The organism is Botrimarina sp., from assembly GCF_040219535.1.
In the GTDB taxonomy this organism is placed as follows: Bacteria; Planctomycetota; Planctomycetia; order Pirellulales; family Lacipirellulaceae; genus Botrimarina.
On sequence record NZ_JAVJSH010000011.1, the window covers coordinates 69,381 to 93,888 of the forward strand.

The window sequence follows — 24,508 nt, forward strand, 5'->3', positions numbered from 1 at the left end:
CCCATCCTACGGACTACGGACTTTTTTACAGGGTGCAACGGACGTAGACTCCAACCGAGCATCTCGGCGATCGTATCGCCAACGCCGACTCTGGTTGATCGTCCTCGTTTCCCATGTTGACTACCACCGTGAAGAGCTCGCAGGTTCTTGCATTGCTTGCTGGCATCGTCGCGATCGGCGATTGTTGCGTGGCAGAAGACACCAAGACTCAGTCGTTGCTAACGCAGTCAGATCCTCTTGTCCAGCAGCGAATCGGCGACTTAATTGATGCTCTTAAGGCAGAGCGTAGTTTGGAAGCGGTACGGCGTGCAGAAGCGTTGCGGCGCGCCGTCGAGGACGATGATGACCTCGTTAGGCAGGTGGCAGTTTTTGTCGCCACAACCGATTATTGGTCTGAGCCAGCAATCGGATGTGTCGTTGTGTACCGCATCTTGGACCGACTCGAGGTTCAGCCAAAAGCCGTCATCCGGACGTTCGCCGAATACCTTGATTCGGAGAACGAATTGCTGCGGGGGTTCGTCCGCGACTGGTTTCGGGGCTTTGGTCCGCCAGGCGATCCCCTCGATGATGAGTACAAAGACTACCTCATCGACAATCTCTGTCGGGGGCAAGAGGTTCCGTCAGAATTTATCGAACTGCTCTTTGAGGAATCGCCGGGGCGAGCCCTGCTGGTGTTCAATCGGGTAGCTCATTCAGGCAACGCGATGGACCAGCTTGTTGAGCTGCGTAGGAGGCACAATCAAGAAATCGCCGCACGACGAGAACGAGGAGAAGACGTCCCCCTACTGCCGGCTGTAGACGATTTACCATGCCCCAGGATGCCTCGACTTTCCTTCGATGAGATCAGAGCGATTCGACTGGCGGAACGCCTCGTTAGCCACACAATCTGGCTTAAGGAGAACCGATTCGAGGGACGGCACCTAGAAGCAGCGGCAGTCGACGCCCGAGGGCAGCTGGCAATGCTGTCGGAACATGAAGCTTGGTGGGCGCGTCGTTACGCGGTTGAGATTATGCGACGCCACCGTGACCTTCGGCTCCCCGAATCCTTGAGTAAGCTTCGTCAAGACAGCGACCTGCTCGTCAGGGAAGCCGCGATGGCCGCAACAGACTGAGTCGGTAGTCCCGCACGGTCGTCGCAGCGACTCGCCGGTGTGACTCCCTGAGGCAATCTGACGCAGCGATTGGCGAGCGGCGGCTTGCTACAATCGCCGATGAAATAGTTCGGCGGCGGGCGCTCCTTCTGAGCGTCGGCGGCGCCGCCGGAGAGGTCTTCTCTTTCAGAGGGGCCGTGGCGGCCCCGGGAGGGTGATGCGATGGACGCCGTTTCTTCTCGCCACGCCGAGTTGACCACCCGGCGACTGGCTCAGTGGGGCAGCGTGGCGGCCGCGGTGCTGTTCGCGGGCGCGTTCTTGACCGACGACAAGCGTCGGCTCGTCGACCCGACGGTGATCGCGTACACCGCCTGCGTGGTGCTGACGTTCGTCGGCTACGCGATGGCGTGGCGCCCTCGCTACGAGGTGATCGGCAGCCTGTTGGCGATCGCCGGCTTGGTGGCCGCGTTCTTCGTCGCGCAGTGCTACGAGCAGTGGTGGCCGCACGTCCTGATGCTCGGCGCCGCCGCGCCGGCCGTGCTGCACTTGACGGCTGTCGGTTGGCGCCGCGCTCGGCACGCGCGGGTGCAAAGGACGCACGGGGCGCGTGCGGTGGCTTGAGACCACCCCATGAGCCCCGGGGCGGTCCCGGAGTTGTGGGGGCGTGTTCAGGCGGCGGGCTTTGGCGCGCCGGCCGAGCTACTCTGGCGGCGCGTCATCGGCGTCTGGAGACGCCTCCCACAGGCGAATCGGCTGGCGACGCCTCCCACAGGCGAGTCGTGCGCGTCATCGGCGTCGCTTTATCTGGCGCCTGATCAAGGGCATCCGACTCGCCGGCCGTCGGCCGCGCTGCGGCGGGCGGCGTGTACGACGTCCAGAGCGGTGAACGCGTCGTCGAGGCTCGACGAGCGGAGCACCAGGCTCGACACGCTGCGGTGGAACATCATCAGCAGCCGCTCGCCGAGCGGGCGGTCGTCGTCGACGTGCTCCGTGTGCTGCCCCGCGTTGTCGAACCAAGTGACCGTGCCCGGCAGGTCGACGAACGCGATCCCTTTCTCGCAGACGACTTGCAGGTCGGCCGGGCGGCGGAACGCGGCCGCTTCGGTCCAGCCGGTCGGCACGTAGCCCCCGCACGCGATTTGTGCCAGCGCCCGCGGCGCGGCGGGCGGTTCGTGCGGCGCGGGGGCGAAGTCGAGGGTCACGAGCGAGTAGTCTTCGGGCTCCGCCGCGGTGGGGCCGCGGTGGGTCACGCACTGCACGCCGGCCGGCTCGCGCCCGGCGACATACCGGCACCAGTCGACCATCTCGATCAGACGGCGCGTGTGGCTGGCGGGGGCGGTCGGGCAGTCGCCGCTCGAGTCGGCCGCGGCCGCGTGCCGCTCGTTGCAGAAGAGCAGCCGCGGCTGGCCGAGCCGCGTGGCGATCAGCTCCTTCAGGCGGATCGTGGCCGGCGCCAGCCGGTGGGGCAGCTCGGCCATGAACGCCACGCCCGCCGTACGCACCCGTTGTCGGAGCCGGCGGGCCTCTTCTTCGGCCAGGTCGACCGACGCGCCGCAGTAGACCGCCTTGCCGTGGTCGCACGCGGCGAGGATGGGCAACGCGCCGAACCAGCGGCCCGACAACATCAGGATCGCCTCGACGTCGGGCGACGCGGCCAACGCGCGGAAGCCGTCGACGGGCCGGGCGCCGAGCTCGTGGGCCGTTTGCTCGGCGCGGTGGGCGATCGGGTCGCAGACCGCGCGGACGCAGAACCGATCGGCGAGCGCCGTGATCGCAGGACGGTGGCGGCTTTGCCACGACGGGCCGAGCCCGACGAGGCCGATGTTGATCTTCAAGACATTCGCCCAGCTTCGCGGTGTCCGGTCGCGTGTCCCGGCACGACAGGACAAGTATAGCCGCCGGGCGGCCGCTAGGACGAGGGACGAGGGACGAGGGACGAGGGACGAGGGACGGGGGAAAGCGAGCCCCCGACGTGAGTCGGGGGTGCGAACGGCCCGACGCCCGAGGCCCGAGGCCCGAGGCCCGAGGGACGGGGGAAAGCGAGCCCCCGACGTGAGTCGGGGGTGGGAGCGACCCGAGGCTTGAGGCAAGCCGGCGGAGAGGCGAACCTGGGGCGGTTCCGCCACGGCGCCCCACAGTCGGACCCGCCCCTTGCTGCTATCGGTCGTCATCCCGACGCTCAACGAGGAGCGGTCGATCGCCGGTTGCCTCGGCTCGGCCCGATCGCTCGAGGCCACTTGGGGCGGGCCGCTGGAGGTCGTCGTCAGCGACGGCCTCAGCGTCGACGCCACGCAAGCGATCGCCCGCGAAGCGGACGCGGTCGTCGTCGCCGGCCCGGCCGGCCGCGGCGCGCAGTTGCGGCGCGGCGTGCAGGCCAGCCGCGGCGAGGTGGTGCTGATGCTGCACGCCGACACGACGCTCGCCGCCGCGGCGGGGGGCCAGCTACGGGCGGCGCTGGGCGACCCGGCGGTCGGCTGCGGCGCGTTCCGCCAGCGGATCGACGCGCGGGGGCTGCGTTACCGGCTGCTGGAGCGCGGCAACGCGCTGCGCGCGCGGCGGTGGGGCGCCCCATACGGAGACCAGGCGATCTTCGTCCGGCGAGGGCTGCTCGACCGCGTCGGTGGCGTGCCGGACCTGCCGCTGATGGAGGACGTCGAGCTGATGCGCCGGCTGCGCCCGATCACGCGCCCGGTGCTGCTCGACGGGCCGGTCGTGGTGTCGGCGCGGCGGTGGCGCCGCCGCGGGGTCGTCCGGCAGACGGCGCGGAACTGGTCGCTGCTGGCGGCCTCGTCAGCCGGCGTCGCGCCGGAGCGGCTGGCGCGGTGGTATGGGTGAGGAGTGGTCGGTGGTCAGTTGTGAGTTGTGAGTTGTGAGTCGCGAGTCGCGAGTCGCTCTGCCGCGTTACTCGAGCAGCTTGCGGACCGTGGGGCTCTGGAGTTCCTCGACCACTTGCGGCAGTGATTCGCCGATCGGGCCGAGCTTGCCGCGGCCTTCGCGGAGCCGCTCGTCGACGTCGCGGGCGACCGACTCGTCTTCGGCGTTCCAGACCCTCGACTGCAGGTCCTCCGGCAGAGGCCCCAGCATTCGGACCACTCGGAAACCGACGCCGGTGGCGGGGTAGTCGGAGAACCACCAGGGGCTGAGCGGCAGGTTCGGGTCGGAGCTCCGCCATTCGTCGAAGTCCGTGAGCGTCCGCGCGGCGAGGGTGACCTTGGTGGGGTCGGCGTCGTACCAGCCCCCTTTGGCGATCCGCGGGGCGTCGTCGCGCGGCCACGCGATCCCTTCGGCCCAAGCGACGCGTTTGCCCGCCAGGTCGGGGCGGCCCGCTTCGTGCTGCGCGTCGAGCACCAACTCGGCCACGTTGCCTAGCGTGTCGTGCAGGCCCCATGCGTTGGGCTCTTTCTCGCCGACCTCGTGCGCGACCCAGTCCGAGTTGTCGGTGTGCCAAGCGACGGCGTCGAGCGCGTCGGCGTCGCCCTCGGCCTGGAAGTCGACCCCCTCGCCCGCCGCCGCGGCCCACAGCCATTCGGCCTCGCTCGGCAGGCGGTACGTGTGGCCGGTCAGCGCGCTGAGCCACTTGGTGTACTGCCGCGCGGCGAAGGGCGTCATCGTGACGGCCGGCAGCCGTGGGTCCTCGCCCGACTCGTAGGTGGTCGACGGGTCGTACAGCGGCGTGGGAGCGGTGACCGCGTCGACGCCCATCTGGTCGGTCGGCGCGGTGCGCGAGCGGGAGAGCTCTCGGGCCAGGTTGGGCATCTCGCGCAGCTCGTCGGCGGCTTCTTTGCCGAGGGTCGCGAGCTGCTGCAGCCGCGCGTACTGGCTGTCGAGCGCCATGTACTGCTTGTACTCGGCCCAGGTGACCTCGCACTCGCCGATCCAGAACGGCGGCAGCTCGACTTCGCAATACGCGGCGGGCTCGCCGTCGGCGTGGACGGGCAACCGCGCGACGCCGCCGGGGACGGGGACCATGCGGAAACGCGCGTCGGTCCCCGGGATGGTCTGGGTGTAGGGAACCATCCAGCCGCGGTCGGTCGGCACGGCGCGGTCGCTATCGGCGCGGCCGGCGTCGGCGGGCGGCTGGTCGACGAGGCCCGGGTCGGCGGCGGCCGCCGCGGCCGCGAAGAGTAGGCAGGCGGACAGCAGATTAACGAGCACAGGCGGCCTTTTCTACGAAGCGTGGCAGTCGGCGGACGGTCGGCCGGGAGCGGGAGCGGTGCGCCGCCAGCGGGGCCGAGCACCCGATTATGCTTGCCCGCCCGCCGTGGGGAAACAACCCGCTTCGGCCAGGCGCTCGGTGAGGTACTCCATCGGCAGGCCGACCACGTTCGACTCGCTGCCCGACTCGACGTGGACGAAGCCGAGGCCGTCTTGGTAGCCGAACGCGCCGGCCTTGCCTTCCCACTGGCCCGACTCGAGGTAGGCGTCGATCCATTGCTCGGAGAGGGGGTCCATCCGGAGGACGGTGGCGATCACCTCGGCGGTGACTCGCTCGGCGTGGTCGGCGGCCTCGATGGCGAGGGCCACCCCGGTGTAAACGCGGTGGAGCTTGCCGCTCAGGCGCTGGAGCATCCACCGCGCGTGGTCCTCGTCGCGGGGCTTGCCGAGGATCTCGCCGTCGCACTCGGCGACCGTGTCGGCGGCGACCACGATCATCGGCCCGTCGGCGCCCTGCCCTTCGAGCTGCTCGAGCACGTCGTCGAGCTTGCTGACCGCCAGGTCGACGACCACGTCGGCCGGCCCGCAGCCGGAGCAGAGCCCCGCTTGCTCGGCGCCGTCGCGCGGCGCCACGACCGTGAAGCGGTAGCCGGCCTCCTCCAGCAAGCCGCGGCGCCGCGGCGAGCCACTGGCCAGGACAAGCTGTGGCTGCGACATTGCGGCTCCGGCCCCGTGCGGGCGAGTTGTCGAGAAGCGTAGGGAGAGAGCCCCGAAGTGGCGTGCGACCGACTCTCCATTCTGTATGAAGATAACCACCTGCTGGCGGTGGAGAAGCCCGCCGGCGTGGCGACGATGGGCGCGCGGTCGGGCGAGCCGTCGGTCCTCGACATGGCGAAGGGCTACATCAAACAGCGCTACGACAAACCCGGCGCGGTCTACCTGGGCGTGGTCAGCCGCCTGGACCGCCCGGTGACCGGCGTGCTGATCTTCGCACGAACGAGCAAGGCGGCGGCTCGGCTGACCGACGCGTTCCGCACGCGGCGTGTCGTGAAGACCTACCTGGCGAGCGTCGTCGGGCAGCCGCCGGCGCCGGAAGGGTCGCTCGTTCATCACCTGAACAAGGACGAACGGCGCCGGCGGATGTACGCCACCCACGCCGACGCGCCCGGCGCGAAGCGGGCCGAGTTGACCTACCGGGTGCTGCTCAGCGAGGGTGGCCGCGGCCTGCTGGTCGTCGCGCCGCAGACGGGCCGCAAGCACCAGATCCGCGTGCAGCTGGCGAAGGCCGGCGCGCCGATCCTCGGCGACGCCAAGTACGGCGGGCCGGCCGCCGAGGCCGCTGGGATTGCGCTGCACGCTTGGCGGCTGGAGTTCGAGCACCCCGTGCGACGCACGCCGCTGGTGATCGGCTGCGACCCGCCGACAGACCCCGGCGGCGGGTGGGGCGGGTGGGAGGGGAAACGGCTGGCGGAGGCTCTCCGATCGGCCGCTACGGCGTAGACTATTGGCGCCGCCACGACACCCCCCGACCGACCCGCGTGACCAGACCGACTGACAGACCGGCCTCGGCCCCGTCGCGCGGCGCCGGCGCGACGAACGCCGCCCCGACGCCGCTCGTGGCCACGCTGGTCGCGAGCCGGTTGATCGACCCGCTCGCCGTGCACCGGGTGGCGGCCCACGTCGAGTCGCAGCGGCCCACGTCGGTGGAGGACTTCGAGCGGCGGCTGGCCGATCGGCTCGTAGAGACCAAGCTGCTCAACCGCTGGCAGGTCGACCAGCTCAAGCGCGGACGCACGAAGTTCACGCTCGGCCCCTACCGGATCCTCGACTCGATCGCCCGCGGCGGCATGGGGCACGTGTTCAAGTGCGAGCACGAGCTGCTCGGCCGTGTCGAAGCGGTGAAGGTCCTCCCGCTCCGCAAGAGCACCCCGGAGACCATCGCCGGTTTCCGCAACGAGATCCGCTCGCAAGCGGCGCTCGACCACCCGAACCTGGTGCGGGTGAGCTTCGCCGACCGCGACGGCGGGGCGTACTACCTGGTCACCGAGTACGTGCCGGGCATCGACCTGCGGCGCCTGGTGCGTCGCGACGGGCCGCTCGACGAGGCGGTCGCCGCGTGGGTGGTTTCGCAAGCCGCCGAGGCGATCGACCATGCCCACCGACGCGGCTTCGTGCACCGCGACGTGAAGCCCGGAAACATCCTGCTCACTCCCAGCGGCGCGGTGAAGGTGACCGACCTGGGCCTCGCTTGGAGCCTGCAAGCGGCCTGGTCGCTGGAGCGCAACGACGGGCCCATGCCGCCGGAGCTCGCCGGGAAGGTGGCCGGCACGGCCGACTACCTCGCGCCGGAGGCGATCACCAGCCCCGACCGGGTCCGCCCCGAGAGCGACCTGTACAGCCTCGGCTGCACGCTCTACTACGCGGTGACCGGCAAGGTCCCCTTCCCCGGCGGCGCGAACGTCGAGAAGCTGCGCCGGCGGCTGCGCGAGGAGCCGCGCGACGCGTCGGAACTGCGCCGCGGCCTGTCGGACGAGCTGCTGGCGATCATCCGCCAGATGATGGCCCGCCGCCCGGAGGACCGCCCGGCCTCCGCACGGGAGGTGATCCAGCGGCTCGAGCCGATCGTCGCCGAAGACTCCCGCCGGCAATTGGCGGCCGTCGTCACGACCGCCGTGGCCGGCCGCGTGGCGGCCGAGGACAGCGCGTCCACCTGGGGCAGCGGAGACCCGGGCGACCTGCCCGAAACGGTCGGCCTGCCGCTTCACGACATCGACCCCAACGCGCCCGATGCAAGCCGCCACGGCGACGCGCCCGCGTCGGCCACGGATCCCCAACGCAGCCCGGGAGGCCCCTCGGCCCGCTCGCTCGGCAGGGTGTCGTCGTCGGCCCCGATGGTCGTGACGATCGTCGCCCTCGCCGTGGCGGTCGGCGTGCTGCTGTTCGCGGTGCTGCAACGCGTCGGCTAGAGTGGCGGACGACTCGCCCCCCGCGCACGCGCGGGCTGCCCAGCGACACCCCGTTCTAGGAGCACCGTCGTGGCCAACTCGCCCTTCTCCAGACGCACCTTTCTTGGCGCCGGCGCGGCGGCGCTCGCGTCGCAAGCGCTGCCGCTGCGCGGGCAGGGTGTGTCGCCGAACTCCGAGCTCCGCACCGCCCATATCGGCGTGGGGGGCATGGGGTGGAGCGACTTGCGGTCGGTGGCCTCGCACCCGGCGGTGGAGGTCGCCGCCTTGTGCGACGTCGACGCCGAGCGGTTGCAACGCGCGAAGAACGCCCACACGGCGGCGCGCGAGTTCGTCGACTTCCGCGAGCTGATCGCCGCGATGGGCGACCAGGTCGACGCGGTGGTGGTCTCGACCCCCGACCACACCCACGCGCCGGCCGCGATGACGGCTCTGCGCGCCGGTAAACCGGTCTACTGCCAGAAGCCGCTCACGCACGACATCGACGAGGCCCGCCGGCTGGCCGACGCGGCCGGCGAGCGCAACCTGCCCACGCAGATGGGCATCCAGATCCACAGCGCCGGCGTGTACCGCCAAGCGCGGGAGATCCTCCGCTCCGGCGTGCTCGGCAAGGTCCGGCGTATCGACTGCTGGTGCAACAAGGGTTGGGGGTACGAGGGGGGCACGATCACCGGGCGCCAGCCGCCGCCGGCGTCGCTCGCTTGGGACCTGTGGCTCGGCACGGCCGACTGGCGGCCCTACGCGGCCAAGCACTACCACCCCGCCGCGTGGCGCCGGCTGGTTGACTTCGGCACGGGCACGCTGGGGGACATGGGCGTGCACATCCTCGACACGCCGTACGCGGCGCTGGGACTGACGGCGCCGGTCTCCGTGACGGCCGCCTGCCGCCCGCCGACGGGCGTGGGCCACCCGAGCCAGGTCGAGGTCCGCTGGGAGTTCCCGGGCACGGACCTGACGAGCGACCCGCTCACCTGCGTGTGGCGCGACGGCGGGCTGGCGCCCCCCACGCTCGACGACGCCGCGCTGCCGCGCGGCTTCGAGTTGCCGCCGGCCGGGTCGTTCGTGTCCGGCGAGGAAGGGGGCATGCTCCTGCCGCACATCGGCGCCGCGCGCCTGTTCCCGGAGCAAAAGTTCGCGTCCTACCAGGCGCCGGAGGTCGAGTCGATCGACCACTACCACGAGTGGGTCGACGCGTGCCGCGGCGCCTCGCAGACCAGCGCTCCGTTCTCTTACGGCGGCGCCCTCACCGAGGCGTTGCTCGTGGGCGTGGTCGCTACGCGCTTCCCGGGGCAGACGCTCGCTTGGGACGCGGAGCGGATGCGGTTCACGGACGTTGAAGAGGCCAACGGCCTGATCCGGCGGACTTACCGCGATGCCTTCGGCGTCGAGGGCCTGTCCGGCGGTTAGTCGCCGCCGCCCTGGGCCGATTGCCGCGCGCGGTCGATCTCGACGGCCAGGTCGCGGATTTCGCGTGGGTCGAGCGCGGCGTTGAGGGCCGAACTGGTCTGGGAGAACAGCCGGTCCAGGCGCGCCTCGGCCAGGGGTCGCCCCGCTTGGGCCGCGCGTTGGATCTCTTCGAGCCGACGCAGGAAGAAGGTCCGGCCCGGCAGGTTGTCCAGCTCCGAGTGCAACGCGTCCGCCTGGTCGAACCGCTCGGCCTTGAGCGCCTGGGCGATCCGCTCGGCAAGGATCTTGCGTCGCGCGACGGTGTCGATCAGCTCTTCGCGGAGGCTCGTGAGGTCGACCTCGGCGCGCAGCCGCGCGCGCTCGTCGATGAGCGGCAGGACGAGCTCCTGGGTCACGCCGCTCGCCGCCGGCAGCGACGCCACGACCAACGAGCCGCACTTCACGTACAGCTGCTTCACCCCGTCGAACGGCGGCAGCGTCAATCGGCCCTCGGCGTCGGTGTAGCCGAGCGACTCGACCGACGACTCCGAGCCCCGCTCGCCGACGAGCACCTCGTAGCCCGGCAGCGGCGTGTCCGGCGCGTCGAGCGCGTGCAGGTAGAGCTCGGTCGGCGCGTCGGGAGTGCGGATCGCCTCGATCGCGAGCAGCTCTTGCCGCCCGCGGGGCCGCCGGCCGAACGGGCGCCGCGTGTGGCTCAGCACCCGGGCGGCGTCGGACGGGGCGTCGGGCTCGTCGGGCGCCTGGACCATCAGATAGGTCCACGGCACGCGCTGGGCCGGCCCCTCGGCCACGCCGCTGCGGTCGAGCTCTTGGCGGTACGGGATCAGCAGCGCGCCGGGCGGGCTCGACGCGAAGCGCGGCTGCGGCGCCAGCCGCGCCGCGCGGTACGCGACGCTCACACCGAAGCGGTCGGCCGGGTCGCGCGTGATTCGCGCGAGGGGGCGGAAGGCCTGGACCAACGCGTCGAGCAACCGGTCGGGCAGCTCGGCGGCGGTGGGGGCGTCGGCCTCGACCGCTACCGGGCTCTCGCCGAGCGCGACGTCGGTCTCGCGCACCGTCAGCCGGAAGCCGGCCCCGCGGCGCGAGATGTCGACGCGGAACCGTTTGTCGAACCGCGGCGACGGCGTGGCCTCCGAAGCGGCCGGGGGCGGCGCTCCGGGGGGCGCCTGCGGCTCGACTTCTTCTGCGAGCTCCGTCGCTGAGGGACGCTCGCCGGGCGCCGCCGCCGCCACGCTCGCCCGCCAGAACCCGCCCAGCCGCGAGCGGATCCGCTCGGCCAGCCGGTCGCCGACCGCCGTGATCGGCGTCCCCGCGGCGGCCTCGAAGCCCGGCGCAACGAGGTTGATCGAAACCCGGTACGGCTGGCTGTCCCAGAGCACGTCGTCCGCCGCGCGCGCGGCCGCGCCGACCGACGCCGCGAGCAGCGCGAGGAACAGCGTCGGCGAGCGACAGGCGGAACGGGTCACGGGCCTGCCCCCGGCGCGAGCCGCCACTGATCGACCGTTTGGTAGAGGCCGACGGTCTCGGCCGGCGCGTTCCGCACCGCGGGCGAGAACGCCGAGTGCCCGACGGTCTGCCAGAGCGGCACGACGGGCGTCTCGGCGAAGGCGATGCGGTGCACGTCGCGCAGCGCGGCGGCCGCCTCTTTGCTGTTGGGCGCCGAAACGGCCCGGCTCAACCCGGCGAGCATCGCCGGCGAGCACTCGCCCGACAGCCCGCCCGGGCCCAGCAACCGCCACGCGTCGACCAGCGGTTCGGTCATCCGGATCTCGGCGTAGCGGAGGTCGTAAGCGACGCGGCCGCTGGCGAGCTCCGCCTCGCTCGCTTCGATCGGCTGGACCGGCAACCCGATCGCGCCCAGCTGCTTGTCGATCGCGTCGACCGCGCTCCGCGCGGTGGGCGTCGGCGGGTGGGCCAGGCGCACCACGTCGGGGACCGGCGCGGCTCGGGTCGCGGACTCGGCGTCGGCGTCCGCCTGGCGCGCGGCCGCCACGAGCAGCGCGGCCAGGCGGGGCTCGTAGGGCCGCGGCTCGACGCTGTCGTTGTACGCGTAGCGGAGCGCGTCGCTGAGCGACAGGCCGCGCGGCAGGGGGCCCGACAGCGGCTCGAAGCCGGGCCGCGGCTCGCCCGAGACCAGCAGCGTGTTGAGCGTGTCTTCACGGGCGAGGCCGTAGCACAGCGCGCGGCGGAGCTCGCGGCGTTCGCGGAGCGGCGTCTGCTCGGCGAACAGCAGGCAGTGCAGCACCGGCAGCCGCTGCTGGGCGATCTGCACGCCGGGGATCGCCTCGACGAGGCCGAGCTTCGCAGGCGGCACGTCGGCGATCACGTGCGCGGCGCCGCTCCGCAGGGCCTCGATCGCCGCGTTGGCGGTCGCGTAGCGGGTCTCTTCGATAGCGGTCAGCGGCCCTTCGCCGGCGGCTCGCTCGTAGCGAACGAGCTGCGGATCGCTGCTGTCGGGCGACACACGGCGCCAATTGCCCAGGGCCAGGTCGGCGACCGCCGCGGGCAGCGCGACGCTGGCCAGGGCCTCCGGCAACGCGTGCGGCGCCTTCAACCGCATCACCACCCGGTCGCCCTCGCCGAGGGAGACCGTGTCCAGGCGCTCACGTAGCGGCCCGAGCAGGTCGGCGCCGGTCGGCGCGGCGAGCAGCAACGCGCGGGCGAAGCGGAACGGCCCGTCCCCCGCGCCGGGGCGGGGGCGGAGGGTGATCGAGCGGCGGTCGGGCCCGACGTCGATCTGGCCGGCCGACGACTCGTAATCGCCGCCGGTCGGCGCGTAGTCGACGAGCTGCGAGAGCCGCCCGCCGAGCAGGTCGCTCTGACGCGACGCGGCCGGCCGGTCGATCCGAGGCGGCACGTCGGTCGGCGCGGTCTCCCACACGGCGACCCACAGCGTCGGCTCGGCCAGGCTCAGCCGCGTTAGCAAGTCGGCCACGGCTTTCGACTCGGGCGCGAGGTCCGCGGCCGCGGTGGCGAGCCGCAGGGCCTCGCGGGTCTGTCCTTGCTCGGCCAACCGCTCGGCCTGGGCGGCCTGCTGTTCGGCCCGCTGCTGGATGCGGTCGATCCAGCGGTCTCCGATGGAGAGCTCGAGGCCGCCGAACTGGCTCCGGATCGTGTCGATCGTCTGCCGCACGCCCGCGTAGTCCTCGTCGCGCCAGCGCTGCGAGAGGATGGCGTCGCCGATCGAGTCGACCGCGCCGGCCAAGCCGCGCAGCCCCGGCGAGCGCTCGTTGATGGTCTGCAACAGGGCGAGCGCGTGGTCGTGCTGTCCGTCGCGGAACTTGGCCCGCGCCTCGCCGCTGAGCGCTTTGAGGAACGCCTGCTCGAAGCCGGGCGTGTCGGCGTAGTCCTTCTCCAGGCGCGCGAAGTAGAAGTAGGCGTCGCCGTAGCGGCCGGCGTCCGCCAGCCTTTGCGCTTCGGCGAGCAGGCGTTCTTCGAAGCGCTCGACCGACTTGATCGAGCCGTACGGGATCTCGATCTCGGTAGCCGGGCTCTCGACCAACCGCCCTCGCAACGCGCCGGCCTGCGGCAGCGGGCGCGGGGGTTGTCCCGGGGGGAGCGGCAGCAGGACCAGCTCGGCCGAGTCGTTCGCCTCGTTGAGGACGACCCGCGTGGAGGGCGTCTGCTCGTAGAGCGGCGGCTCGGCGACCGCCGCGGAGGCAATCAGCCACAGCGCGATCGTCGTGAGCCGGCAGCGGTTAAAGCGGATTGCGGACAAAACGAAGAGCAGTAGGAGCGGCGGGGGGAACGGAGTTGGTCGGCGGCGGCTACGGCTGCGACGCGACGAGCACGGTGCCGTCGGCCGCCGCCACGAGCAGGCGCGGGCCGTAGGCGGTTGGGCCGGTGGCGATCGGCTGCCCGAGGTCGATCTGGCCCAGTTGCTCGCCGTCGGCGATGCGGCGCCGGCTCACCACCCCGCCGAGCGACGCGATCAGCACGTCGTCGCCGTCGACCAGCGGCGGGCCGACCAGCGGGCCGGCTTGCGCGGGCGTGCTCCAAGCGACCTGCCCGTCGGCCGAGACAGCGACGATCTCGCTGGACTCGGTGGCCAGCAGCACCAGGTCGCCGGCCGCGTAGGGCCCCCACGCGATCGCGCCGGGCAGCGGCGCCACGCGAGGCGCCGGCAGGTCGGGCAGTTGGTAGAGCGCGAGGCCGCGGGCGAGGCCGACCGCGGCGGTCGAACCGACGATCGCCGCGCGGGTCAGGGGCTGGTCTTCGGTCATGCGGTGCATGCCCGCCTGAACCAGCGCCGGCGAGTCGCCCGCCTGATCGACCCTCAGGCAGTAGACGTCGCTCTGGCCGTCGCTCAGCACGACGACCGTTTCGCCGGCGGCCTCGCCGACGGCCGGCGCGGTCCACGCGACGCCCTCGCCGGCGCGGACCTCGGGCTGGAACGGCTTCGCGACCGAGCGGCCGAGCGGGTCCAGCACGTGGACCTGGCCCACGCGGAGCGGCGCGACGAGCGCGCCGCCCAGTGGCGCCGGGTCGGTCGCGAGTTGTCCGACGAGCGAGGCCGCCCGCGCGCGGTCGGGCGCGGCGAGCGGGACCGCGAACCAGCTGGAGGACTCCGGCCGCGCGAGCACGACCGCCGCGCCGACCTCGCTGGCCGACGAGTACGCCTCGGCGCCCTCTGGCTGGGCCGCGGGGCGGGGGGACAGGCCGGCGCGGATCTGCTCGGGCCCGATCTCGTGCACCGCGCCGGTCACGGCCGTCGCGAGGACCGCGCGGCTGCGTTGCGAGACGATCGGCGCGGCCAGCGGCGGCGTGGCGACCGCGGTCTGCCAGACCAGCTGGCCGCTGGAGCGGTCGGTCGCCGCGATCGTCAGGCCGGGCCGGCCGCGGCGGATCCGCGCGTGGAGGATCGCGTCGCCGCGGTGGGCGATCGGGCCGACGAACCGGTCGCCGTCGCAGGGGTCGGCCAGCGGCCGAGCGACGAGCGTCGAATCGGCCAGCGACGCGGCCGTCCGGCGCAGACCGTCACCGGCGATCCAGACCTCGCCGCCGACCTCGACGACCGATTGGCTCCCCAGCCGGCTGCCGGTGGCGGTCGACTTCGCGAGCAGCGAGAGCGGCTGGTCGCTCACGCCGGGCGTGACCTCGAACAAGTACACCGCGCCGGAGTCGGTCGCCACCAGCACGCGGCGCCCGTCGACCCGCATCGGCCGGCCCGCCACGCCTTCCAGGCGCCAGTCGGCGACTTGCTCGGCGACGTGCCCCTGCTCGTCGGTCCGGAACACGGTGAGGCGGCTGGTCTCGAGGCCTGTGTTCTGGAGGAAGAGCACACGGCCGTCGAGCGCCACGGGGGGGACGGGCGCCTCGCCGGCGGCGTGGCCCGTGTAGCGGACCGCGACGCACTCGAGCGACTCGAGGTCGAGCGTGTAGAGGCTCGACTGGCGACCCGCCACGTAGGCCACGCCGCGCTCGGCGTCGACCGCCGGCGCCGCCCGCAGGGGCTGCGCGAAGTCGGCGTAGCCGTCGCGGTCGCCGGTCTGCGCGTTGAAGCGCCAGAGCTTGCCCGACTCGGTGGCGACCAGCACGCGATCGCCGGCTGCCACCGGCTGGGTGATCGCGCCGGGCGGGGGCTCGATCGGCGTGCGCCACTCGAGCGCGCCGTCGGCCGAGCCGACGCGGAGCAGTTCGCCGTGGCGGTGGTCGACCAGCAGCAGGCCGTCGCCGACGCGGACCGGGTCGACCTGCGAGAGGCTCTCGCCCAGGTAGCGCCGCCAACGGAGCGCGCCGTCGTCGGCCGCAACGGCGTACAACGCTCCGCCCAGCGGCGCGAGGTAGAGGCCGTCGGCCGCTACCCGGCCGTCCTCGATCGGGTTGGCCAGCGGCAGCGCGAGCGACACCGGCGTGGGGCGTGGCTCTTCGGTTGCGGCGGCGGGCTCTTCGACGAAGCGGATCGTTTGCCGCTCGGCCTCGACCGCGTCGGCGAGCGCCGCGGCGAGCCGCTCGTCGTCGCGGAGCTCGGGGCGGTTGGCGATAAACTGCGCGTGGGCCTCGTAGGCCACGGCGGGCTCGCCCGCGTCGGTGGCCGCGGCGATCGCCTGGAGCGTTGTCTCCAGCTCGCCGGCTGCTTCGCGGCGGCGTTCGACGCGGGTGAGCAGCTCGCCGATCGCGGCGATCTCGCCCTCGTCGCGGAGCCGCTTGGGCACGTACTTGGTGTTCGCGACAAGCACCAACGCCTGCTCGGCCGCATTGGCGAGCCGCTCGACCTCCTCGCTGCCGGGCGCTGCCTCGGACTGGCTCGCCGCCTGGTCGGCGAGGCCCCTGGCGATCCGCGGCAACAGCGACGCGAACTCGCCGCGCTTCTCGGGGAACGCGTCCTCGTCTTCGACGAGCGGGATCTCTTGCTGGGCCACGGACAACGCCTTCTGCCAATCGCGCGCGGTCTCGGTCAGTTGGCGCAGGCGGACGATGGCCAGGTTGACGCGGGCGTCGCTCCAGCGGGCGTGGCTGGTGTAGTCCTCGACGAACTGCTCGTAGCTCTCCCGCGCTTGCGCGTAGGAGCCCGCGGCGTAGGCCTCCTCGGCTTGGCTGAGCACCTGGTCGCCCGACTGCACGTTCATCAGCACGAGCATGCCGAGGCCGCCGAGCAGCAGCAGCGCGAGCGCGCCGCCGCCGATGAGCAGCAGCGGCGAGTCGAAGTCGTTCTTGTGCGTTTTCTTGACGTGCTTGCGGCGGCCGGCCGCGTCGCGCTCGACCTTCTTGCTGCCTCGCTTGGTGTCGAGTTCCGAGTCGAACGGGTCATCGGCGACCGGCTCGGGCTTCTTGGGCGTGTCGGAGAGGCTCGCCGCGTTGACCTGGATGAAGCTGTCGCTGGAGGTCAGCAGCAGCGAGCTTGCCTTCTGCTGCGAGATCTCTCCGCGCGCGACGAGCCGCTCGGCCAGGGCCTCGGCGGTCATCGCGCCGCCGCTCGAGTGGTAGTCCTCGTAAAGGTCGCTCAGCACGTCGGCCGAAACGAGGTTCTCTTGCTCGATCGTGTCGAGGAATTGCTTGGCGGTCGCCATCGGTCGCGTTGGGGGTGGGCGTGCTCTTCGGTGTTCGCTCGGGGAGCGCGGCTGGGTCGAGGGGGGCTAGAAGTCGTCCTCGACGCCGACCAGGCGGATCTCTTCGACGCCGGCGCCGCTGCCCGCGTCGAGCGCCGCGACGACGAACTCGTGGGTCGCGTCGCCGCTGGCCTGCACCAGCATCTTCGCGTAGCCCGAGCCGGCGGCGGCGGCCGCGCCGCCCGAGGGCGCCACGCCCTGCCGCGCGGCCCGGACCAGGTTGCGCATGTCTTGTTTGCTGACCGCGCGCTCTTCCTCCGGCCACGCGGGGCAGATGACCCAGTAAACGTTGTCGCCGTCGACGCGGACCACGATCGAGTCGTCCTCCAGGTCGTCCATCGACATGGCGGTGGCCTCCTCTTCTTCTTCGACCGGCGGCACGGCGATCGCCTTCTGCAGCGCGAACGCCGCCGTGATCATGAAGAAGATCAGCAGCAAGAACGTCACGTCGACCATCGGCGTCATGTCGAGGTCGTCCTCTTCCTGCTGCGCGCGGGCCCGCTTCCAGGTGTCGCCGGGATGGCGGACCTTGGTCGACGGGTGCACGCCCGACAGTTCGGCGGATGACGAGCTGGGGTCCATCAGTCGGTGTCGGTCACGGCCAGGTGGATGTTGGCGCCGGGCGCCTTCGAGACGCTCTGGACGACGGCCGCCACGTGGCGGTAGGCCACGCCGCGGTCGGCCTTGATCACCACGTTCTCTTTCGGGGGGCTCGCGTCGCGGCCGGCGCGGATGGCCTCGAGGATCGCCTCCTCGCGCGCCGGGGCGTCCTCGGGCAGGCGGTCGGCCTCGACCTTGCCGTCGGCCGCGTACACGGGGGCGGTCTCGAGCCCCCCCTCGGCGACGGTGAACACCACCGACTCCAGCTGGCTGACGGCGTCGCCGTGGAGGGCCTCGGGCAGCTCGATCGCGGTCTCTTGGTCGGGCGTGCTGGTGACCAGGAAGAAGATCAGCAGCAGGAACGTGATGTCGATCATCGGCGTGATGTCGACGTCGTCGCCGCCGGCGCCGGCGGAGCGCCGGCGGGCCAGACGGGATTCGGAGAGCGACTTCGCGGCGTTCAAAGCGTTCGGTTCAGCAGAGGGCGGGGGTCGGCAACGGACGGCTCAGCGGAGCCGCAGCACCTCGAGCACCTGCGACACGCCGGCCGTGACCAGGTCTTCCATCTTCCGCAAGCGCACGTTGATGCCCTCGCGCGCCAGCAAGAGGGGCACCGCGATCGCCAGCCCGCACGCGGTGGTGATCAACGCGAACATGATGTCCTCGGCCATCTGCCCGGTGTCGACCTTCTCGCCCGACGACAGGTTCGAGAACGCGCCCATCATGCCGATGACCGTGCCGAGCAGGCCGATCATCGGCGCGCTCTTGATGACGGTCGAGACCCAGCTCAGGCGGTAGTCGATGTCGGCCATCACGTCGAGCTGGAAGCGTTCGGCGAGCTGCCGCTCGACGCGGTCGGCGCCCTGGTCGCGGTTCATGATCGCGTACATGGCCAGCTGCGGCATCGCGCGGCGGTCCTCGCCGCACAGGGCGATGGCGTCGTCGTAGCGGTTGCTGCTGAGCGGCTCGTCGATCGCCTCGATGAACGCGTCGAGCTCCTCCTCGTCGTCGAAGCGGGTCGTCGCGACCCGCCGCCACACGAGGATCAGGTTGAACGCGCCCCACAACGCGATCCACGCCAGCGCGCCGTAGACCACGTAGCCGACGATCGTAAACAGGATTTCCAGTTGCATAGCGGATGAGCCTGAATGGTCCCTTCTGGCGAACGCCGCGCGCCGGCGCGCGGGTCGGTTCAGCGGTAGTAGGTTTGGTTCTCGACCTCGAAAGCGAACGATCCGCCGCGCTTCACCACGCGGAACACGGTCCGCATGATGTCGCTCGGCGGGCGGCTGTCGGCCGCGTCGCGCTCGAGCGTCAGCAGCCGCTGCTGAGTCTCGGGCGTGCAGAACTGCAGCACCAGGTCTCCCCGGTCGAGGATGCCCGCCTTGCGGGCGAGCTGCCGGTCGAGCGGGTGGAGCGGGCCGCCGGTCGAGTTGAAGTACAGCCGGCCCTCGCCGCCGGGTTCGCCCACGCGCACCCGGGGGCTGGGCGTGCTCAGCGCGGTCGCGTAGTACACGCGGTTGTCCGTGCCGAGCACGCCGATCTCGAGGCCCGCCTCGTCGAACCACCGCGCGTACTCGTCCATGCTCTCGGGCTCGAAACGGATCTCCCTGATCGGCTCGCGCGAGCCGGGCCCCTCGCCCCGGCCGTCGCCGGCGCCGCGGCTGTCGCCCGGCGCGGTGGCCGCGGTTTGGGCCTCGGCGGCGCGCTCCTGGGCCATCATGACAGCCTCGTCGGCGACCGCCAGCGAGACCTGCTCGAGCAGCTCCTCGAGCTCGGGCTGGAGGACCTCCGGCACGTCCTCCACGGCGGGCGTTTCCTCCGACACGTCGCCGCCGGCCGCGCCGCTGTCGTCCGACGGCGCGGAAACCGGGGTGACCGGGATCGCGGGCGGGAGGGTCTTGATGCGGCTGCTGAAGAACACGATCACGATCGCCAGCACCGACGCCCCCACGAGCAGCAGCATCGCGATCAGCAGGCTGCTCGAGCGGTCGTACGCGCTCACACGCAAGCCGTAGGCCGCCCGCTCGGGCCGGTCCTGCAGCTCGTCCATACGTTGGGGCGCTCTAACGGCCAAAGTCGAGGATCGCCTCCGGCCGCAGCGCGAGGTACCAACGCTTCCACTGCTCGAGCGCGGCGTAACGCTGGTCGTCGTTGTAGTCGTCCGGCATGCCGAACCCGGCCGGCCGCCGAGCGATGGCCCGCAGCGCGTCGCGCGACGCCAACGCCACGTCGCGGTCCGGGTCGGTCAGGCCGTACATCAGCGTGGGCGCGCTGTCGAGGCTCGCGATCCGCCCCAGCGCCCTCGCGGCGACGAGCCGCGCGGTCGGCTGGCCGGTGCGGAGGACCTGCTGGAATCGCTCTGCGTCCTCGGGCGACACGTCGCCGAGGACCAGCGCCGTGGGGTTGCTCGCCAGCTCGTCCAAGCGGCCCGCCTCGCCGGCGTCCATCAGCGCGAAGAAGTCCGCCATGCCGACCGGGTCGACGTCGACCACCACCTGGCCGCCCCGCAGGCGCGCGCCGGCCAGGTTCTTCGGGAGCCCGCGCCCGCTGACCAAGGCGCCCTCGCCGATGCCGCGCTGCAGGCTCTTTTGCGTGGAACGAATCAGGAACAACACCGCGAACGCCGTGTCGCAGGCCTCGCCGCACGACGCGTTCCAGACGCCCGGCCGCTCTTGCGAGTCCTCGAGCCACTTGACCCCCTGCTCGTACCACTTGGGCTCGGGGTCGAGCTGATTCAGCCGCACCTCGCGGAAGGCGTGGTAGCGCTCCAGCGCGTAGAGGTAGTAGCACGCGTACACGTTCGGCGGCTCGACCGGTCGATCGGCGATGTAATCGTCGCCCATCTCGAGCGACTGCTGCACCCGCGTCCAGTCGACCCCCTCCTTGGGGAGCGGCGCCACTTCGCGGTTGGCTTCCTCGACACGCTTCACGGAGGGGGGCAACTCGAGCGCGCTGAGGTCTTCCTCACGGGCCAGTTCGGCTTGCGAGAGCAGCCCGTGCAGGTCCGCGCCGATCATCAGGCTGGCCATGCCGGCGGCCGACATCGTGTCGGACACGCCTTCCTGCTGCACCCGTTCCTTGGAAGGCGAGTAGATGCCCTGGTAGCCCCACGCGCCGGAGGGGTCCTGCGTGCCGTTTAGCCAGTCGATCATGCCCCGGGAGAGCGAAGCGTCGGGGCGGACTCCGTTTCGGTAGGCTTCCCAGAGCGCGAGGGCCACGTACTGCGTCTGCGAAGTGTCGCCGCGCCCGGTGAGTTGATAGCCCCATCCGCCGTCGGGTTGCTGCCGCGCGGCGAGGGCGGTGAGGTACTGGCCGAGCAGCGCCCTTTCGCGTTCGGGGCGGGTCTCCGCCAGGAAGACGATTGCCAGACCGTGGCTGTAGGTGTCGAGCTTGGCGACGTCGGCCGCTTCGCCGACTCGCTGCTTGCAGGCGGCCACCGCCTCGGCGACCCGCGGGTGGTCCGGCCTGCCGGCCTTGTGCAGGGCGAGCGCCACGAGGCAAGCCGCGCCCAGCTCGGGGCGGAGCGGGATAGTCTCGAGCGTGTCGGCGCCCTTCTCGACGAGGTCCGTCACCCGCGAACTGGTGGTCAGCAGCGCGTGGGCCGGCGCGGCCGTGAGCGTGCAAGCGACGAGGGCCGCGGCGCCGACGCGCAGCGTCACGCGGCGAACCCGGCGCGGTCCGAAGCGGTCGATGGGTCGTCGGCGGTGGATACAGTCGGGCATCGAGTCAAGCGGGCTCGCGGTCAACGAGCCGTTCGGCGTCGGCGCGGCCGGGGCCGCCGAGCGCGCAAATAAAGCCAGGCGTGCCGACGCACGGTGCGTCGGGTCGGCCAACCGGGCGACGTTGGGTCGATCCGTGGAGGGCTCGGTCCTCCACCACCGGCAGGCGGGTCCAGCGGGGCGGATCGCGGGGGGGCAGGTCGTAGGGGATGTTCCGTTCGCCGTAAACCGAGTACCTCATGGTACTTTCGCGGATTCCAAACCGTCAACCGATCGGACCGCCGCCCCCCTTTTTGCGTCGCGGGGGCTAACCTAGAATACCGTGCTCGCGCGAGCCGTCCGGCCCTCCCGAGGGCCAGCGGCAGCCGCGTCGGGTGTATAGCTCAGTTGGTTAGAGCGCTACCCTGATAAGGTAGAGGTCCCAAGTTCGAGTCTTGGTACACCCACTGCGTCGAAGTGCTTATGGCGTGGGACGTTACGCCCAACCCTCCGATGGTCGGAGGTGCTGCCTGCAAGCTCAACAGGGGTACGCCGTACCCCCGGGGGGATTTTTCGCATGGCAGCTACCCGTACGAAGGGGCCGAAGGTCCCTAGCTACTCGCTCCACAAGGCCCGCGGCTTGGCCTGCTGCAAGGTCGGCGGCAAGCGCATCTATCTGGGCAAGTACGGCTCGCCTGAGAGCCGCGAAGCCTACGCCCGCGTTGTGGCCAGCGTGCTCGCCGGCGCCCCGGTGACGGCCGACACGGTGAAGACCACTGGCGCCAAGCCCGCCGCGACGATCACCGTCGCGATGCTGGCGGAGAAGTACCTAGAGCACTGCGCCGCCTACTACCGGCGCAACGGGGAGCCGACCGAGCAACTGATCTATGCGCGGATCGCGGTCGAGCGACTGGTCGACCGTTTCGGCGAAGTTCCCGCGCACGAGTTCGGGCCGTTGGCGTTCACGGCCTACCGCGACGGATTGGTCGCGATGGGGCTCTCCAGGCGCTACATCAACGCCACCTGCCAGCGCGTGCGCCGCATGTTCCGCTGGGGCGGTTCGCTGGAGATCATCCCGGCGACCGTGGCCCAGTCGCTCGCGCTCGTGGAGGGGCTCAAGCAAGGCCGGACCGACGCCCGCGAGCCCGGGCCCGTCCGGCCCGTCGACGACGCTGTTGTCGACGCCACGATCCGCGAGCTGCCCGAGGTGGTCGCCGATATGGTCCGCTTCCAACGGCTGACCGGCGCCCGCCCCGGCGAGGTCTGCAAGCTCCGCCCGTGCGACCTGGACCGCACCGGCGACGTTTGGACCTACCGGCCGGCGTCGCACAAAACGCAGCACCACGGGAAGTCCCGCACCGTGTTCATCGGGCCGCAGGGGCAGGCGGTGCTCTTGAAGTACCTCGCCCGCGCCGCCGACACGTACTGCTTCCGCCCGTGCGACAGCGAAGCCAAGCGGCGAGCGGCGCAGCACGCCGCGAGGACGACACCGTTGTCGTGCGGCAACCGGCCGGGGACGAACACCAAGCCCTCGCCGCTGCGGACCGCTGGGGACCGCTACACGAAAGACTCGTACGCCCGCGCCATCGCCCGCGCCGCCAAGCGGGCAAAGGTCGAGAAGTGGACGCCGAACCAGTTGCGGCACACGTACGCGACCGCCGTTCGCCGAGATCACGGCCTCGAGGCGACGCAGATTCTCTTGGGACACTCCGGCGCCAAGGTCACCGAGATCTACGCCGAGCGGGATATGGCGAAGGGCGCCGCCGTGGCGCGGCTGATCGGTTAGAACAACATGATCTCGCCGGGCGTGGGGTAGCTCCCCGCACAGACCGGCCGGCGCCCCGTGAGCACCTACACGGCGCGTCGGTCGGTCGGCCCGGTTCAACCCGTAGGTGCGAATATGGGGATTGAAGTCGACGCGGGCAGCCGGTTGTGGGCGTTCTATGCGATGCTCGATCGGCACGCCGATCTAGTTGCTAAAGCCACAGACCGCGACCGCCAAGCGCTCGCGTTGTCGACGACGCGGGGCATGAAGGCCGCGGCGACTCGCGAGCTGGCCGAGCAACGGCGGGCGGCGGCGCGCGGCCCCTCGAGGGTCTGGACGCGGGCCGACAGCCGATGGCTTGTCGCCGATCGGCGAACCGACTTGCCGATTAAGTTTTACCCCCGGCGCCGGCTAGTGCGGGTGGTCTGTTGGTGCAAGCGCGACGCGGCGCTCGACGTGTACCGCGCGGCGATCACGGAGGCGAAAGGCGACCCCAGGGCGAAAGAGTTGGGCTCTCGTCTACTGGCGGCGTGGGAAGCGAATGAGGCACTCTCCGCGAACCTCGAGGGCGGGGAGGCGACGTCGCGATGGCTCGCACTGAATCAGGCGCAGGGGGAGCTGTACGAGTTCCTGGGGGAGCCGCCGGAGCCGCCATCGCTGGGTATGAAACTGACCCCGGCGGAGAAGAGGATTTGTGAGGTTCTCGCCGAGTTGTACCACATGAACCCGGACGAGTGGCACTCGTGGGAAGAGGTCGCCGACCGAGCGTTCGGCGAGTTCACGCTTTCGACTTGCAAGAAACGATCGACAAATCTCCAAGAACGCGGCGTGGTGCAAAAGCACCCTGACGGCCGCGGATTCAGAATAAATCCACATCGGTACCTAGTTGGTACCTAGTTGGTACCCGGCCAAGCAGCGGCCCCCCTTACCTTGCTAAGCGTTGGCTTTCCCGCCCCCGCGTAGCGAGGTTTTTTCATGGTCCTGCGAAGCGATTCTGAGCTGCCCGAAGACGAACACCTTGTCCCCGTCCCGGTCGCGGTCGAGCGTGCGACCGGCTGGCGTCCGACGCCATCAACGGCGTGGCGGTGGGCCAAGAAAGGCGCACGTGGTCACCGGCTGAAGACCGTCGATCTCGGCGGCCGGCCCGCGTCCTGCGTCCGGTGGGTCAACGAGTTCATCCAGAACACCACCGAAGCGCGCGACCGCTGCTAACCCACAAGCCCACGATCACCGCACGGCCCGCGGCGATCGGTGGGCTTTTCTTCGTGGGCCGATCGGAGGAAGCCCGGATGGTTCCCCGTTTGTGGATCACCACCGAGGCGGAGCTGCACGCGTACGCCGACTCCGCCCCGTTCCGCAACGTGCTCAAGGGCATGCCGCCCGTCGACCGGCTCGCCGTGGTGCGACTGGCGGTCGAGACGTGGCGCAGGCAGCGGATCACCGGCGTGAGGAAAGCCTCGCTCGCCAAATGCATCGGCGACGCGAGCCGCGCCTACCACCAATGGCGGCGCGAACGACCCGACGACTACCAAGCCTGGCGCGACCGCCAACATGGCGGCCCGCTGCACACGACGCCGACCGGCTCCGGCGACGTGGAAGAGAACCCCGAGCCGACGGGAGACGAGTTCGATGGTTGCCGTTGCTAAGAGACCGACCCGAACTACCAAGGCCGCCGACACCGGCCTCAGTGGCTTTCTGGTCACGCTGCACCTGTTCCCCGGCGACGACTTGCCGCAGGGGCTCTTCCCGACGCACGCGGCCGCTAAGCGATACGCCG

Annotated in this window: 22 protein-coding genes and 1 tRNA gene; 11 read left to right on the forward strand and 12 right to left on the reverse strand. The window is 71.4% G+C overall.

The window, feature by feature from the left end; all coding sequences use genetic code 11:
- The first annotated feature begins 113 nt into the window (after positions 1 to 113).
- Positions 114 to 1,112, forward strand: a complete 999-nt coding sequence (locus RIC11_RS03955) for a hypothetical protein (protein WP_350208592.1) — start codon at positions 114 to 116, stop codon at positions 1,110 to 1,112.
- A gap of 201 nt (positions 1,113 to 1,313) precedes the next feature.
- A complete protein-coding gene (locus RIC11_RS03960) occupies positions 1,314 to 1,712 on the forward strand; it encodes a hypothetical protein (protein WP_350208594.1) in 399 nt (132 codons plus the stop codon).
- 194 nt (positions 1,713 to 1,906) lie between these two features.
- On the opposite strand, the gene RIC11_RS03965 is transcribed toward RIC11_RS03960, so the two are convergent.
- On the reverse strand, positions 1,907 to 2,926 hold the full coding sequence (locus RIC11_RS03965; RefSeq protein WP_350208596.1) for a Gfo/Idh/MocA family protein: 1,020 nt from the start codon (positions 2,924 to 2,926) through the stop codon (positions 1,907 to 1,909).
- A gap of 316 nt (positions 2,927 to 3,242) precedes the next feature.
- Here RIC11_RS03965 and RIC11_RS03970 point away from each other — a divergent pair, with 316 nt between their 5' ends.
- The gene (locus tag RIC11_RS03970; RefSeq protein WP_350208598.1) at positions 3,243 to 3,926 is read left to right on the forward strand and encodes a TIGR04283 family arsenosugar biosynthesis glycosyltransferase; all 684 of its coding nucleotides are present in this window, start codon (positions 3,243 to 3,245) and stop codon (positions 3,924 to 3,926) included.
- A 66-nt stretch (positions 3,927 to 3,992) separates the two neighbouring features.
- Here RIC11_RS03970 and RIC11_RS03975 read toward each other — a convergent pair whose 3' ends face one another.
- The gene (locus RIC11_RS03975) at positions 3,993 to 5,246 is read right to left on the reverse strand and encodes a formylglycine-generating enzyme family protein (RefSeq protein ID WP_350208600.1); all 1,254 of its coding nucleotides are present in this window, start codon (positions 5,244 to 5,246) and stop codon (positions 3,993 to 3,995) included.
- Between the two features lie 87 nt (positions 5,247 to 5,333).
- Positions 5,334 to 5,963: a Maf family protein gene (locus RIC11_RS03980; protein WP_350208602.1), complete on the reverse strand. Its 630-nt coding sequence runs from the start codon at positions 5,961 to 5,963 to the stop codon at positions 5,334 to 5,336.
- A 57-nt stretch (positions 5,964 to 6,020) separates the two neighbouring features.
- On the opposite strand from RIC11_RS03980, the gene RIC11_RS03985 reads away from it, so the two are divergent.
- From RIC11_RS03985 to RIC11_RS03995, 3 genes are all read left to right on the forward strand, one after another.
- A complete protein-coding gene (locus tag RIC11_RS03985; protein ID WP_350208604.1) occupies positions 6,021 to 6,746 on the forward strand; it encodes an RluA family pseudouridine synthase in 726 nt (241 codons plus the stop codon).
- 38 nt (positions 6,747 to 6,784) lie between these two features.
- Positions 6,785 to 8,212 (forward strand): serine/threonine-protein kinase, encoded by a 1,428-nt coding sequence (locus tag RIC11_RS03990; RefSeq protein ID WP_350208606.1) that lies wholly within the window; start codon positions 6,785 to 6,787, stop codon positions 8,210 to 8,212.
- A 69-nt stretch (positions 8,213 to 8,281) separates the two neighbouring features.
- Positions 8,282 to 9,616 carry a Gfo/Idh/MocA family oxidoreductase gene (locus RIC11_RS03995; RefSeq protein ID WP_350208608.1) on the forward strand — a complete coding sequence of 445 codons (1,335 nt, stop codon included), beginning with the start codon at positions 8,282 to 8,284 and terminating at the stop codon, positions 9,614 to 9,616.
- Here RIC11_RS03995 and RIC11_RS04000 read toward each other — a convergent pair.
- The 9 genes from RIC11_RS04000 to RIC11_RS04040 all read right to left on the reverse strand — a co-directional run bounded on the left by RIC11_RS04000 (position 9,613) and on the right by RIC11_RS04040 (position 21,228).
- On the reverse strand, positions 9,613 to 11,082 hold the full coding sequence (locus RIC11_RS04000) for a hypothetical protein (protein ID WP_350208610.1): 1,470 nt from the start codon (positions 11,080 to 11,082) through the stop codon (positions 9,613 to 9,615). The genes RIC11_RS03995 and RIC11_RS04000 overlap by 4 nt on opposite strands.
- Positions 11,079 to 13,334 carry an ABC transporter substrate-binding protein gene (locus RIC11_RS04005; protein ID WP_350208612.1) on the reverse strand — a complete coding sequence of 752 codons (2,256 nt, stop codon included), beginning with the start codon at positions 13,332 to 13,334 and terminating at the stop codon, positions 11,079 to 11,081. The genes RIC11_RS04000 and RIC11_RS04005 overlap by 4 nt, the downstream gene beginning before the upstream one ends.
- A gap of 49 nt (positions 13,335 to 13,383) precedes the next feature.
- Positions 13,384 to 16,626 carry an outer membrane protein assembly factor BamB family protein gene (locus RIC11_RS04010; RefSeq protein WP_350208613.1) on the reverse strand — a complete coding sequence of 1,081 codons (3,243 nt, stop codon included), beginning with the start codon at positions 16,624 to 16,626 and terminating at the stop codon, positions 13,384 to 13,386.
- A 66-nt stretch (positions 16,627 to 16,692) separates the two neighbouring features.
- A complete protein-coding gene (locus tag RIC11_RS04015; RefSeq protein ID WP_350208615.1) occupies positions 16,693 to 17,247 on the reverse strand; it encodes an ExbD/TolR family protein in 555 nt (184 codons plus the stop codon).
- The gene (locus RIC11_RS04020; RefSeq protein ID WP_350208617.1) at positions 17,247 to 17,729 is read right to left on the reverse strand and encodes an ExbD/TolR family protein; all 483 of its coding nucleotides are present in this window, start codon (positions 17,727 to 17,729) and stop codon (positions 17,247 to 17,249) included. Before RIC11_RS04020 ends, RIC11_RS04015 begins: the two co-directional genes overlap by 1 nt.
- Positions 17,730 to 17,771: 42 nt before the next feature.
- Complete coding sequence (locus RIC11_RS04025) at positions 17,772 to 18,398, reverse strand: MotA/TolQ/ExbB proton channel family protein (protein ID WP_350208619.1); 627 nt, start codon at positions 18,396 to 18,398, stop codon at positions 17,772 to 17,774.
- A 59-nt stretch (positions 18,399 to 18,457) separates the two neighbouring features.
- Positions 18,458 to 19,318, reverse strand: coding sequence for a hypothetical protein (locus RIC11_RS04030; protein WP_350208621.1), 861 nt, complete (start codon positions 19,316 to 19,318; stop codon positions 18,458 to 18,460).
- 13 nt (positions 19,319 to 19,331) lie between these two features.
- Positions 19,332 to 20,990: a prenyltransferase/squalene oxidase repeat-containing protein gene (locus RIC11_RS04035; RefSeq protein WP_350208623.1), complete on the reverse strand. Its 1,659-nt coding sequence runs from the start codon at positions 20,988 to 20,990 to the stop codon at positions 19,332 to 19,334.
- 4 nt (positions 20,991 to 20,994) lie between these two features.
- On the reverse strand, positions 20,995 to 21,228 hold the full coding sequence (locus RIC11_RS04040; protein ID WP_350208625.1) for a hypothetical protein: 234 nt from the start codon (positions 21,226 to 21,228) through the stop codon (positions 20,995 to 20,997).
- A gap of 131 nt (positions 21,229 to 21,359) precedes the next feature.
- On the opposite strand from RIC11_RS04040, the gene RIC11_RS04045 reads away from it, so the two are divergent.
- The 5 genes from RIC11_RS04045 to RIC11_RS04065 all read left to right on the forward strand — a co-directional run bounded on the left by RIC11_RS04045 (position 21,360) and on the right by RIC11_RS04065 (position 24,377).
- A tRNA-Ile gene (locus tag RIC11_RS04045) sits at positions 21,360 to 21,433 on the forward strand.
- Positions 21,434 to 21,543: 110 nt separating this feature from the next.
- Positions 21,544 to 22,752, forward strand: coding sequence for a tyrosine-type recombinase/integrase (locus RIC11_RS04050; protein WP_350208627.1), 1,209 nt, complete (start codon positions 21,544 to 21,546; stop codon positions 22,750 to 22,752).
- Between the two features lie 114 nt (positions 22,753 to 22,866).
- Positions 22,867 to 23,628: a hypothetical protein gene (locus RIC11_RS04055; protein WP_350208629.1), complete on the forward strand. Its 762-nt coding sequence runs from the start codon at positions 22,867 to 22,869 to the stop codon at positions 23,626 to 23,628.
- Between the two features lie 78 nt (positions 23,629 to 23,706).
- On the forward strand, positions 23,707 to 23,943 hold the full coding sequence (locus tag RIC11_RS04060) for a DUF1580 domain-containing protein (RefSeq protein WP_350208631.1): 237 nt from the start codon (positions 23,707 to 23,709) through the stop codon (positions 23,941 to 23,943).
- A gap of 77 nt (positions 23,944 to 24,020) precedes the next feature.
- On the forward strand, positions 24,021 to 24,377 hold the full coding sequence (locus RIC11_RS04065) for a hypothetical protein (protein ID WP_350208633.1): 357 nt from the start codon (positions 24,021 to 24,023) through the stop codon (positions 24,375 to 24,377).
- Positions 24,378 to 24,508 lie beyond the last annotated feature (131 nt).